Here is a 12717-nt window from a genome sequence, read left to right as displayed (position 1 = left end):
TTTTTTTTTAAATCAACTCATCGGCATCCTTGATGGAGTCGATAATGCAGTTTGCATTCCAACCGACGATTGTTGCGGCTTTTTCTTCAAGTATTTCCGGAACTTCCTCAACTCCAAGAGGCCTTACCAAAACGATTGGTATGTCGTATTTTTCACTTGCATCCAGGAGGCTTTCGAATACTTCCTTGTTGTCTTTGTAAAGGCCTGCAAGAAGGATTATCCTGTCGACTTTTGAGTAGAATGCTTCGCCGGCCATTGAAAAATCTCCGGATATGGATTCCTTCCATAGGAAGTCCACTTTTGAGAATAATTTTTCTGTAAACTGGCCGTATTCATTTTTCATATCTGTGCCATTTGAAATAATCAGATTATAAATCTTATCGTCTTTTTCATCTTCAAACATATTAACACCTTGCTTTTAATATTTAAAGAAGTATATAAAATAATTTTCTATTTGCAAAATATTTATAAATTTTAAAATAAAATGTAATTATAGTGATTATTTTTTAGGATTAGTTTTTTATGAAAGCGGCGGTTATAGGTTTAGGTGTAGAAGGTAAGAAAGCTGTCAATTCACTCTTAAAACATGGATGGGAAGTTTACGCCACAGACTTGAATATAAATGTCGATTTGGAAGGCTTGAATGTACCTAGATTGTCCATGAATATGCTTGACAGTGAACAGACAGTCTCTATTGTAGGTGAAAACATTACTTTGGATTTGGGTTTTACAAACCCTTACGCCATTGAGCAGTGCGATGCAATAGCCATCAGTCCCAGCATGTATGGCGGGGCATTTGCTGAAAAGCTGCTTCAGGACGGACATCTTTTAAGTGATGTTTTAGACAAGCACAAGGACATTTTCACAATAGGAATCACTGGAACAAACGGTAAGACAACAACCGTCCATATGATAAAGACCATTCTGGAGGATGCCGGCAAAAGGGTATTGGTCGGCGGAAATGGTGGAGGGGGATTTTCAGGATATTATGACCTGATTCTTGAAGCCAATGAAGGTGAATACGATATTCTGCTGGTTGAGGTCTGTGACATGACACTTGACTTCTGCAGATACTGCTTTGACTTTGACATGATTGGCCTTACAAACATAGGAAATGACCACATGGATGTCCACAAGACCATTGCAAACTACAAGAACTCTTTGGTTCGCTTTTTTGATGATAAATTAATTTTCACAGCTTTCAATCAGGATTTCAACAGTGACTTCAAGGAATCTGCAAGCAAATGCATTCCTTATTTTGAATATCAGGATGAGCTGCAGCTTTTCGGCAAGTTCAATCTGCTCAATGCAGGACTTGCCACCGCAATTGCAAGGGAGCTTAAGGTTCCTAAGGACGTTATCAGATCATCTCTGGCACAATTCAAGGCAGTTGAAGGCAGGTTGGATGTGTATAAAATCAATGATGCACTGGTTTATGTTGGAAAGACAGACAATTCGGATGCGCTTGCTTCAATTTTATCAGAAAAGGATTTCTATGCAATATTTATAGGAACGCCACGCCATAATGAGGATCACAGGCTTGACATTCTCGACGTTGCTGTCAAATACAATCCGGAAGTCATCGTATTGTTTCCTGGTCTTGACGATACTCTCGACATTGCAATCTACAGGCTCAATTCTCTTGGATATATGGGAAATATCATTACCGTCAACTCGCTGGACCAGATTATTGAACTGGTTGCAGAGTATTCCCATGAGGATGCCATTCTCATTGGTGGAAACGGTCAGGATACCATTATTGAAATTCAAGAAAGGATTAAGTTAATTTCAGAAAAACTGTCCGATTAGATAAGGTGCAATCTAATTTTTTCATTAACTTTTTATATTATTATTGTTATATTTATTTATTGTATAAATATTGGGTGTAGATAAATGAGAAGTTGGAGAAGAACATCAGTTTTAATATTTGCAGCATTGCTATTGGCATGCATACTCTTGTTTGCTTTTTCATTTGTAAGCAGTACTCCTTATACTGGCCAGTCAGTTGCCGATGAGTATAATGTCTCTATTGGACAATCCATGTTTGCAGGACAATCAATTTTAGGAGTCAATAAGACTATTGAAGTTCCACTGTTGTCCAATTTTGGATTCATAGCACATGAACTCATGGCTTTTGATATTCAGGGAATTTTGATGACGCTTTCCACAGGTGTTGTTCCTTTTGATTTCACTTCAGTATCAAGTTCAGGTATTGATTCATATGGAAATGCAATTGACATAGAAGGTCCTGGTTACTTGGATTTGGAAGATGACAAGCTGATTGTTAAAGGGCCTGACACATACATTTGGGGTTACAGTACACCATACAAGCTTTTATGTAAAACCGATTCCGGAGTGGACGTAATAGAAGGGGGAAAAGTCGTTCAATCTGTACCTACTGATCAAATCAAGGATTTAAACTATTCCAGTGAATACTATAACAATGAAACCATCAGGAACTGGTATAACTATGATGCTGATGTAGGTTCCACATTCACTTTGGAGAAAGGAATTTATGGATTTTCAGATGGAAGATCTGATATCAGTTCAGACCAGGTTCCGCAAATCTTCGGTAAGGAAGTAACGGATTATGTTGCCGAATATCCTACGGGAAATCCTATTCTGCTGTATATGGGAAACTATACTGAAGAAAACGGTGAAGTTTACGGAACTTCATTAGGCTCTCACCCTGAATATGGGGATTCAATCAGGGAAGTAAATGCAAAACAATTTGTAGAGGCCTGGAACGGCACCATCATACCTCCTAACTCAACAAGTACAGGTAAGGACTACGTTTACTTCGAAGCGGCCAGTGATTCCGAAGCTCCTGGAGGAAGTGCGGCACACGGTGTATGTCCATCCGCAAGAGCGTTAAGGGCAGCAGTGCTTGCAGAAGGATTCGGATTGCCTGTTGGTATGGATGGAACTGAAAATGCAGTATTGTTCGGTTACAACCCTGCAAGTGACATTACCGTTTCAAACAACCACGACTACCCTGTAAAAATCAATATGTGGACCGAAGGTTCAGGTACTGGTATGGGTATTTATGCACAGATTACAAGATATATTCCAGCATAGTGAATATATCATTAGTTTCTTTTTTTATGTCAATTTCAACAATTATTACTGCAGCCGGAAAGAATTCCAGAATGAGAAAGGACCAGCTGGAACTCAATATCGATTTGACTAACAAACTTATTTTACCGTTTAAAGATTCGACCGTCATAGAGACAACAATTGACAATGCATTATCTGCAAATATAGATGAGTGCATTGTAGTACTTGGACATTATTCTAGTGAAATAAAGGAAGCTATCTTTGATAATTACAAAGATAAGGTAAAGTTCATAGAAAACAATCCTGTTGATGTAGGTTTATCAACATCACTTTTCAACGGTCTGTCAAATATAGGCTCTGACTTTGCATTGTGCATCACAGCAGACCAGCCTACAGTATCGACAGAAACATTCAACCGTCTGATTGAAGTAAGTCAGAATAGCGAAGATCCGTTTCATACCATTTCAATTTTAAGAAGAAGAAAAACAGGACTTCTCGATACTGCCGAAGGATTGGGAATGCCTTTTGTAGCTCCAAGGGAAAATCTGATGAAATATCTTGAAAACGAGGATGACAACCTTAATCCTATTTTGAGAAAAATATTTGCCGATGGCTATACGTTTTATGGGATAAAAGAAAAAAATAAAAAAGAGTTGTTGAATATCAATCACTATGAAGACTACTTGAATCTTCTAGATTGAATCGAGACCTGAAATAACTTCTTCAATCATATCGGAACTTATTCCAACGGTCATTTCATTGTCCTTGATGTCTGCAGCCTTTCTGGAACCGTCACAGCCTAATGTGAAATTAACTCCTTTTGAAAGGTAAGGGTTTGCAAATGCATCTCCGCACAATGATTGGATTCCTGCAAAGGAAGGTTCGATTTTCTCACCTGTTTTGTAGACAATGCTTTGTGCAAGCTTCATTCCGCCAACAGGTTCTGTGATGATTTGGATAACGTCAGCTTCAAAGTCTGCTTCATCCAAAGGAGCGTATATTATTCCCCAGGAGATGTCCTTAATCATTGAAAGCTTTGCAGTTAACTTTTTAGCGGTTTCAAGGTCCTGGAATCTTCCGAGTGAGAAATATTTTTCACCGTTTGCCAATTTTTCAGGCATGTCCCTGAGTCCGATTGCTCCAGCTCCGCCTAAACACATCTGTTCATCGATTGTGGAGTAGAACTTATCTCCTAATGATGCTTTTCTAACCATTTCACAATGTCTGATTTTTTCACCAATCAAATCGTAACCCTCTGGAAGGTCATCTTCTGTTTTAATCAGTTTCATCGCTACAGGTTTTGCATCAAGCTTGATTTTACTTTCGATTGCTTCGCAATATTTTTTGTTTTTCTCTAAATCTGCCATTTTAATCGCCTAATTATTACTATGTATTATGGTATTTTAAAATTTTTTGTTATGTCAGTGTTATTTTTACAGAATGTCCTGAAATCGCATGCAGAACAGGTTCTCTCATCTGCCTCCGCCTTCCATGCGTCCTTTATTTTACATCCGTCCCTTTCTCGGATTAATGAGTTTTCAATGTCATAGACCACCTGGTCAAACTTGTCAAGTGCCTTGTCACGTTCTGCTTCATCTATTCTGATGAATCTGATTGACCTTGCTATCTTAAACTCGTCGCTTAGGTTTGGAGCCTTGTCGTCCTCATGCCATTTCATGATTGTATTGATGTCATCTTCAAACTGCCCGTCAGCAGGTATGTCTGTCAGGCCATCGTTGATTTCATCCTTAATCAGCACCAAATCCTCTTTTGACGGAACAAGTTCGTTTAGATAAAGGATGATTCCTGCAGATATTGATTTTGCATCCTCCTGTTTTGACCGCAGCCAGGAATATGTCAGTATCTGCTGCTTGTGATGCTCCCATTTGTCCTCGGCATGGGGTTTGCTCACTTTAATCGGCGGCCTTTTCATTCCTTTGTAGTCTATGATTATCTCATAGTCCTCGATGTCGTTCTCATCCAGATTGCCTTTGATGAAACTGACAATCTTGTTGTCGAAATTGTACAGTGTGCTCTGCTCATGGATTCTGTTGATTTTTGTAGATGTCAGAACGTCCACAACCCCGTTTATTCCATAGTAGTTTGAGCGGCTGGTGTTCTCGTCAAAGTTAGGCATAGGCCTTACGCCCTTAATCAGGATTTCCGATGCGTCAATCAAAGGAAAGAGGTGCTTTCCCCAAATGTTTATTGCTTTTTCAGCCCTTGCGCTTGCAAGTTTCTTGTGGTCATGTTCGTTGAGGTCGTTGAGGGTCAGTTCGTTGCCGGGTCTGTTTATGCTGAAAAACAAATCCTCATCGTGAGGGTAAAGTCCCCTGACCTGGAGTCTCAGGTCTATTTCATCTTCAATAGGCCTTATGTCTTCCTTCCAGTCCCATGGAAATTCCCTGTTGTTGTATTTCCAGTCAAGATACGCCTCTTCCATCACGCCATGGATGAACTCTCCGAACCATCTCTGGACAGGCTTTGAAGGAGGCAGTGTCCCTTTGTTCTGGTATCTGTACTGAAGGCCGCAGGTGATGTATGAAAGCAAATCTCCGGTGAGGCTGTATTCCGGAATCATGTATGATTTTGATCTTGAAGGCAATTTCATAGTAAATCTCCTAAATTAAATAAATCTCCTTAAATCCGACGTAGTTTTCATCTCTGCTCCATCCAAGGGCAATGTTCGGTATGTCGAAGTGCTTGTTTTTCTTGTTGTATCCTTCAATGGCTGAACTGAGCCCTATCAGTAACAGCACGCTTTCAGCCCTTGAAAACGCCACGAAGTAAAGTCTGGTCAAATCGTCAAATGAGCGGTCCTTTTCGCTTCTATCGCTTTTGCCCAATATGGAATGCTTTCTGATGCTGTCTTCGATGGTGACCTTATCCTTCAATGATTTCGGGAATCTCAACCTTTGGGTTTTGATGTCGTTTGTTTTGAATTTGGAGCCGACATCAACGATGACCAGCGGAAATTCAAGTCCCTTGGACTGGTGGATTGAAAGGACATTGACCCTGTTGTTCGGCAATGTCTCAAGCAGTGACTCGTCAATCTTGACTCCTCCTGTTGAAAGAGGTATGAAAATGTTCCAGATTGCCTCAAGTACAGATTCCCTTTCGGCATTCGCGTTTTCAAATGATATGTTTGAATGGTACTCATTGAAAAATCCTGTCTGTGTAATGGATTTTGTAATGGCCTCAAGGTATACCACTCCCTCTACGTCGTCCTGCAAATCCTCAATCCATGTTGTGAGCTTGTATGCAAGTTCCATGAGGCTTGCGGTTTTAGGCCATTGGATTTCAACGCCGTTTTCATCCCTTTCAGGATATGGCCTTCTGAGCTGCCAGCGGGTCACGAAAGTGTTGAGGGAAATAGGCTCAGTTGGTTCAGGTTCCATTTTGATGTATTCCTTGGCTTTCACTCTCCATCTTGTCATGTTTCTTTTGGCAAGGTTAGGAATGCTCTTGTCTGATTTCTGAATTGATCCTTCAGGGTCTATGCACTCCAATATAAGTCCGCAGAATATTGCGACATTGTCTATTTCCTGCAAATCCTGTCCCCTTGGGTTGAACATTTCAATTGGCTGTCTTAACTGCTTCAGGTTCTTTCTCAAAAAGAAGAGAAATGTCCTGTTTCCAAAGCTGATTTCCTTAGGAGAATATGAAAGCACGGCAATGTCTGAAGCCGAACCGTGCTCGCTGTCAAGCTTAAGGGTAATCTTGTCGATTTCCTTACCCTGCCTGATTTTTTCCTGTTTGAGCATTTGCAGTTTGGCAATGTCGACATTTCCATTGACTCTTCTGTAGTAATCGTCATCGAGAACCTGCAGAACCTTTATTTCGCTTTCCCCTTTGTTGATGAGATTGTTCAAAAGCCTTGAAAGGTCACGCGCAAGCATTTCAGGGTTGTTTCGAAACATTCCCAAAACCGGCATCCTGTCCTTGTCGAAATCAGGAGCTATGATTTTAGGCTTGTTTTCAACCCTTGCAAACTGGTATTCTCTGTCAAGCTCTGCAAACCTGTTGCAGTGTTCGATGATGTTTTCTGTAGAACGGTAGTTGGTTCTCAGGTTAATCTCTTCAACTTCAATGCCAAGCCTGTCAAGAACGCGCTGCTTGTAGTTTGTAAACAGGTCCACTGTCGCTCCTCTGAAGCGGTAAAGTGATTGGTCATCGTCGCCGACGACTGTGATGTTTCCTCCGTTTTCAAGAGCGGATGATGCAATCGTGAAGTAGATGTCCTCCTGAATCAGGTTTGTGTCCTGATACTCGTCGATGAGGACGATTCTGATGTCTTCTAGAAACTCATCTAGGCTGCCGTTTTTAAGCCTTTCAAGAAACATTGACTCGAGCATGGTGAAGTCGATGGTGTGTCTTGCCTTAAGGGTTTGCTCATATTCTCTTATGCAGTCCAGTGCAAGGCTTAGGCCGCTTCCCTTTTCGGTGTCCTCATAAAGTCTTTCGAAATCCACCTGGTCGTAATATATCCTGTTTTTGATTTCAATCAGGATATCGCTCATTCGTGACGGTTCTTCAAGTTTGGCTCTTCCACTCAGTTCCTTCAGATATTCCACAAGATTCTTGTTGAGATACCTTTCATCCTTTATCAGGATTTTTATCATTGCAGAGTTGGCAACAAAGTCTTCAATAACTGAAGGCTGGGTTTCACCAGGTTTTTTATAATCTCTCAACAGTTCTTCGGCAATGCTGTCTGTGGTTCCGATGTTAATCTGGTTGAAGTCAATCCTTTCGATTTCAACTATCTTGAAGCTGTCTTCAAAGCTGTCGTTGTCAAGTTCGCTTATGAGGCTGTTCTTGATTTCATCTCCCCATCCGAGGATTCTTGAATACAGCTCATCTGCAGCCTTTCTTGTAAATGTTGTAGCAAGTATTTCGCTCGGGTCAATCCCGTCAACGAAGATGTATTTCAATATCTTAAGCACCATTACAGTTGTTTTGCCGGATCCTGGTCCTGCTACAATGAATAGGGATTTGTCGCTGTCTGACAGTATTGCCTTTTTTTGATCCTGATTTGAAGAAATGTCTCTCTTGAGTGAATTCACCACAATGTCTTCAAATTTATCATAAGAAATCATTATTTTTCCCTCTAAGTGTATAATGATATTATTTATGTTTTTTCATTATTTATAAATTGAATGAGAGAGCGTTTGAAAACTATTCGATTTTTAATCTAATTTTTCAATATGGCATTTAGGAATTTCAGCCAAAAATGTATTTTCAGTTCTTTTTCAGGCTTCTTTTTGAATTGCATAAAATTTTTTTTAAATATGAATTATAAAATTTCAATTTATATTGATTCTTGTTCAATATAAAGATTTATTTATTATTAAAACTAAAATATGTTCAAGGAAGAAAATGTTCTTCCATAATATGCATAGATAAGTTGGGAACCTAAAAATTCCTGACTTATATCAAAATTCTGATTTTCTCATTGAACTTATTTCAAAAATAACGAACATTTTAAATATTATTTGAATTTAAAATATAATCATTAACTTAATTTTGCTGATAATATGTCTGAGCCTAACAATATTGATATGTTTAAGAATGATGTGCGATACAGGGATAATATTGCACATGTGGAGACATTGCCGGCAAAAGAAGCTAGTTTTAAAAAGGTTAATAATTTAAACGAAAAAATCATCGACTATTTGGATTCAAAGGATGTCCGGCTCTACAGGCATCAGGCAGATGCATACGAAGCAATCAAAAACGGTGAAAACGTCATCATTACCACGCCGACAGCATCCGGAAAAACCCTAGCCTTCAACCTGCCGATTATGGAGACCATGATTGAGGATGGGGACGCCACTGCCCTTTACATCTATCCCGCAAAGGCCCTTTCTAACGACCAGCTGCATGTTCTTGAAAATCTGGAGGAAAGCCTTGATGTTAAAATCAGGCCAAGGACATATGACGGAGACACGCCGAGGGATGAGAAGAAGGGAATCAGGGACAAGTCCAGGATTGTTCTTACAAACCCCTATCAGTTGCATCTGATTTTGTCATGGCACCATCAGTGGACACGCTTCTATAAAAACCTGAGGTATATTGTCATTGATGAGTCACATTACTACAAGGGAGTGTTCGGATCCAATGTGGCGTTTCTCATAAAGAGGCTCAAAAGGATAGCCAACTTCTACGGTTCATATCCTCAGTTCATATTGTCTTCAGCAACCCTTGCAAACCCTCTGGAGCTTGCAAACAGACTGACAGGCGAGGAGTTTGTGCTGATTGACGAGGACGCCTCACCCAGCGGAGAGAAGGATTTCATATTGTACAATCCGTTCAAGAACTACCGCAGAAACAAGGTCAACATGCAGAATGCCCCTTCCGTTCACATGGAAACGGAAAACATTTTCATATACATGATGCTTAAGGGAATCCAGACATTATGCTTTACTGTTTCAAGAAAGACAACGGAACTCATTGCTATGTGGGCAAAAAAGGACATGACTCAAATCAAGGGAAAATTGGCCCACAGGATTGCGGCATACAGGGCAGGATACCGTCCTGAAGAACGCCGTGAAATCGAGGAAGGCCTCAAGACAGGAAAATACCTGGGAGTCACATGCACAAATGCACTGGAGCTTGGAATCAACATAGGTTCTCTGGATGCGGTCATCATTTCAGGTTATCCAGGAACAATGATTTCAACTTGGCAGCAGTCAGGAAGGGCCGGAAGAAGCAACCAGAAGTCACTTGCTGTACTGATTGCTTTTGAAAACCAGCTTGACCAGTACTTCATGAACAATCCGTCATTCTTCTTTGACAAGCCCCATGAAAACGCAATCATCGATTTGACAAATCCTATTCTTCAGGAGGCGCATATCCTCTGTGCAGCCAAGGAGCTGGCGATAAAGTCAGGAGAGGTTTCCAAATATTTCGGTGTTGATGAGGAGATTCTCGATGAGCTAGTGGCCAAAAAGGACCTTCACAAGAACATGCGCGGGGATTACATGTATCCTTACGATGACAATCCTGCACTTGACCATTCGCTGGACCAGATTTCCGGTCAGGAGTTCAAGGTCATGAACAACGGAAGGCTTTTGGAGACAATGGAACGCTCACAGGTTTACCGTGAAGCCCATGAAGGAGCAATCCTAATCAACAAGGGAGACACATATGTCGTAAACAGCGTTAATCTCAAAAACGGATTCGTCAATGTCAGCCAGAAGACTGTGGACTATCATACGATGGTTTTAAACAAAACCGAGATTAACATTGAAAAGAAGCTCTCCAAGACTAAATACGGGAATCTCACTATTCATTTCGGAGAGCTCACGGTTCGTGAGGACTACTATAAGTACAAGAAGATGCAGTTTTCAAAATCAATCGGAACATATCCTCTGGACCTGCCTCCGTTGAAGTTCAGGACAAAAGGACTGTGGTTCACCATTCCAAAGCAGGTAAAGGACACATTGGAGGATATGTTTGCAGAAGAGGAAGTCTTTGCAGGTGGTCTTCACGGTGCGGAGCACGCATTGATCGGACTATTTCCGCTTCATACAATGTGTGACAGGTTTGACATTGGTGGGCTTTCAACAAACTATCACGAGGACACTCAGGAAGCGACAATCTTCATCTATGACGGTTATGAAGGCGGAATCGGAATCTGTGAAAAGGCCGTTGACGTGTTTGTGGATCTGCTCAAATCCACAATGGACCTGCTCAACAACTGCGGATGCAAAAGCGGATGTCCTGCATGCATCTATTCGCCTAAATGCGGAAACGACAACAAGCCGCTTCACAAGAATGCGACCAAATACATTCTGGAGTACATGTGCAAGCTGATTTCAAAGGATTGCGAACCCAAAAAGGAAATCGTTGATGAAATCGTCGAGAGACATGAAGACAGTGAAGTCGAAACGTTGTTTAAGGAGGCCTTGAAGCTATATGATGAAGGCAACTATTCCGCTTCAAAGGACATACTCAACAATATTCTGTCTATAGATAAGAACCATGTGGATTCGCTTTCCCTGATGGCTCAGATTTTATACAATCAGGACCAAAGGGACATTGCACTTTATTTTGTAAAAAAGGCGCTTGCACAGGACAGGTCAAATGAAATGGCCAATGAACTTGACGTGATGCTTTCAAACAAATCCCATGAGGCTAAAAAGGAGGTTAATCTGCAGTCACTGGATGACATCGAAGTGCTGTATGAGGAGGCATATGACCTCTACACCCAGGGAGATTTGACAACTGCATCTGAAATTCTCGAGCAGCTGCTTGATTTCGATGACAGGAATGCCGATGCCCTTGCCCTGATGGGATTGATTTACTATCAGTCAGGAATATTTCCAAAAGCGATTGAATACTACAAAAGGGCTTCAAAAATAAATAAGAATGGTGAAATGGTTAGGGAGTTGAAGATGAGGGTTTCCTAAGGAGCTCCCGCATAAGGACTGAAACCCTCTTCGAAGTGTTCACATACCTTTTCAAGCATGTCGGGAATGTCTATTTTTTGGGTACAGTGGTCAAGGCATGTTTCGCAGTATGTGCATTCGTCTGCAGGTACTTTTTCTTCACCCAATTTGTCATAGTACAATCTGTATATGTTTGATTGAGGTTGATTTTTGCTTGTGTTGTACAGATTGAAGTATTCAGGAATCGGTATCATTTCAGGACATGCCTTTATGCAGTATCCGCACTCGCTGCAAGGCACTGCAACGTTCTGCCTAAGTTTTGATGCCATTCTTTCTAAAAATTCATTTTCCTCTGTGTTCAGCACTTCAAAGTTTTCATAGGTGTCGCAGTTGTCAATCAGATCTTCCATTTTGCTCATGCCGCTTAATACGACTTTAACGTTTTCAAGTGAAGCGCAGAATCTTATTGCCATGCTGGCTATAGACTTGTCGGGGTTGAACTCCTCAAAGTCATTTTTGATTGAATCAGGCAGGTTGACGATGACTCCTCCTTTAAGAGGTTCCATCACATAAACGTCAAGGCCGTATTCGGCGCACAGCTCATAGCATTTGCGGGATTCGATTGAAGGATCTTCCCAATCCAGATAGTTGAGTTCAAGTTGGACAACATCCAGGATGTCTGCGTACTCCTCCAGGACTTCCTTAAGCAGTTTTGAATTGTCGTGGAAGCTGAAACCAATCTTTTTGGCGATTCCATTGTCCTTCATCTTTTTGATGTATTCGAATGATTTGGCTTCTTTGGCCAGTTTCAGCCATGGAACATTGATGTTGTGAATGAAAAACACGTCGAAGTAGTTGATTCCAAGCCTTTCAAGCATTTCATTGACGAATTTGTCGTTGTCTTCCTCTGATGTCAATGCCCATGTAGGCATCTTGTCGCAGATTAAAAAAGATTCTCTAGGGTATCTTTCAACCACTGCCTTTCTTATTGCCACTTCGCTCATTCCGTTGTGGTATGCATATGAAGTGTCAAAGTAGTTGAAGCCCTTTTCCATGTAGATGTCGACCATCTCATTGAATAGGTCCTGGTCGATTGTTGTAGGGTCGTTTGTATCGGTTACGGGAAGCCTCATGCATCCGAAACCGAATTTAGATTTATAGGTCATTTGTATTTCTCCAAAATATTGTGATATTATTTCTAAAAAGCAGAATATTTAAATGTTGTCAATAGCAACATTATTTTAATTTGTTTTCAATGTTTAGTATTACT

At 40.7% G+C, this 12717-nt stretch carries 9 protein-coding genes; 4 read left to right on the top strand and 5 right to left on the bottom strand.

The window, feature by feature from the left end; all coding sequences use genetic code 11:
* Positions 1–7: 7 nt before the first annotated feature.
* Positions 8–403 (bottom strand): nuclease, encoded by a 396-nt coding sequence (locus Q0W26_RS01230; protein WP_298521585.1) that lies wholly within the window; start codon positions 401–403, stop codon positions 8–10.
* Between the two features lie 119 nt (positions 404–522).
* Here Q0W26_RS01230 and Q0W26_RS01225 point away from each other — a divergent pair, with 119 nt between their 5' ends.
* The 3 genes from Q0W26_RS01225 (at position 523) to Q0W26_RS01215 (ending at position 3758) form a co-directional block, all read left to right on the top strand.
* On the top strand, positions 523–1809 hold the full coding sequence (locus Q0W26_RS01225; RefSeq protein ID WP_298521584.1) for a Mur ligase family protein: 1287 nt from the start codon (positions 523–525) through the stop codon (positions 1807–1809).
* 84 nt (positions 1810–1893) lie between these two features.
* Positions 1894–3078: a hypothetical protein gene (locus tag Q0W26_RS01220; RefSeq protein WP_298521583.1), complete on the top strand. Its 1185-nt coding sequence runs from the start codon at positions 1894–1896 to the stop codon at positions 3076–3078.
* A gap of 26 nt (positions 3079–3104) precedes the next feature.
* Positions 3105–3758 (top strand): NTP transferase domain-containing protein, encoded by a 654-nt coding sequence (locus tag Q0W26_RS01215; RefSeq protein ID WP_298521582.1) that lies wholly within the window; start codon positions 3105–3107, stop codon positions 3756–3758.
* Here Q0W26_RS01215 and Q0W26_RS01210 read toward each other — a convergent pair.
* The 3 genes from Q0W26_RS01210 to Q0W26_RS01200 are packed head-to-tail and all read right to left on the bottom strand — an operon-like array spanning position 3750 to position 8153.
* The gene (locus tag Q0W26_RS01210) at positions 3750–4424 is read right to left on the bottom strand and encodes a DUF169 domain-containing protein (protein WP_298521581.1); all 675 of its coding nucleotides are present in this window, start codon (positions 4422–4424) and stop codon (positions 3750–3752) included. The genes Q0W26_RS01215 and Q0W26_RS01210 overlap by 9 nt on opposite strands.
* Positions 4425–4450: 26 nt before the next feature.
* Positions 4451–5668, bottom strand: a complete 1218-nt coding sequence (locus Q0W26_RS01205; RefSeq protein ID WP_298521579.1) for a PD-(D/E)XK nuclease family protein — start codon at positions 5666–5668, stop codon at positions 4451–4453.
* A 10-nt stretch (positions 5669–5678) separates the two neighbouring features.
* A complete protein-coding gene (locus Q0W26_RS01200) occupies positions 5679–8153 on the bottom strand; it encodes a DEAD/DEAH box helicase (protein ID WP_298521578.1) in 2475 nt (824 codons plus the stop codon).
* Positions 8154–8591: 438 nt separating this feature from the next.
* Between Q0W26_RS01200 and Q0W26_RS01195 the strand changes: the two genes are divergently transcribed.
* Positions 8592–11468, top strand: coding sequence for a DEAD/DEAH box helicase (locus Q0W26_RS01195; RefSeq protein ID WP_298521577.1), 2877 nt, complete (start codon positions 8592–8594; stop codon positions 11466–11468).
* On the opposite strand, the gene Q0W26_RS01190 is transcribed toward Q0W26_RS01195, so the two are convergent.
* Positions 11465–12613: an aldo/keto reductase gene (locus Q0W26_RS01190; RefSeq protein ID WP_298521576.1), complete on the bottom strand. Its 1149-nt coding sequence runs from the start codon at positions 12611–12613 to the stop codon at positions 11465–11467. The genes Q0W26_RS01195 and Q0W26_RS01190 overlap by 4 nt on opposite strands.
* Between the last annotated feature and the right edge of the window lie 104 nt (positions 12614–12717).

The sequence above is a fragment of the uncultured Methanobrevibacter sp. genome (assembly GCF_947169325.1).
Classification (GTDB): Archaea; Methanobacteriota; Methanobacteria; order Methanobacteriales; family Methanobacteriaceae; genus Methanocatella.
The sequence above is the reverse complement of the archived record's forward strand: the minus strand, read 5'-3'. Positions and strand labels throughout refer to the sequence as shown.

Excerpts from the sequence above, each read along its gene's own strand:
- Q0W26_RS01230 (WP_298521585.1), bottom strand. The coding sequence starts at position 403 with ATGTTTGAAGATGAAAAAGACGATAAGATTTATAATCTGATTATTTCA.
- Q0W26_RS01225 (WP_298521584.1), top strand. The coding sequence starts at position 523 with ATGAAAGCGGCGGTTATAGGTTTAGGTGTAGAAGGTAAGAAAGCTGTC.
- Q0W26_RS01220 (WP_298521583.1), top strand. The coding sequence starts at position 1,894 with ATGAGAAGTTGGAGAAGAACATCAGTTTTAATATTTGCAGCATTGCTA.
- Q0W26_RS01215 (WP_298521582.1), top strand. The coding sequence starts at position 3,105 with ATGTCAATTTCAACAATTATTACTGCAGCCGGAAAGAATTCCAGAATG.
- Q0W26_RS01210 (WP_298521581.1), bottom strand. The coding sequence starts at position 4,424 with ATGGCAGATTTAGAGAAAAACAAAAAATATTGCGAAGCAATCGAAAGT.
- Q0W26_RS01205 (WP_298521579.1), bottom strand. The coding sequence starts at position 5,668 with ATGAAATTGCCTTCAAGATCAAAATCATACATGATTCCGGAATACAGC.
- Q0W26_RS01200 (WP_298521578.1), bottom strand. The coding sequence starts at position 8,153 with ATGATTTCTTATGATAAATTTGAAGACATTGTGGTGAATTCACTCAAG.
- Q0W26_RS01195 (WP_298521577.1), top strand. The coding sequence starts at position 8,592 with ATGTCTGAGCCTAACAATATTGATATGTTTAAGAATGATGTGCGATAC.
- Q0W26_RS01190 (WP_298521576.1), bottom strand. The coding sequence starts at position 12,613 with ATGACCTATAAATCTAAATTCGGTTTCGGATGCATGAGGCTTCCCGTA.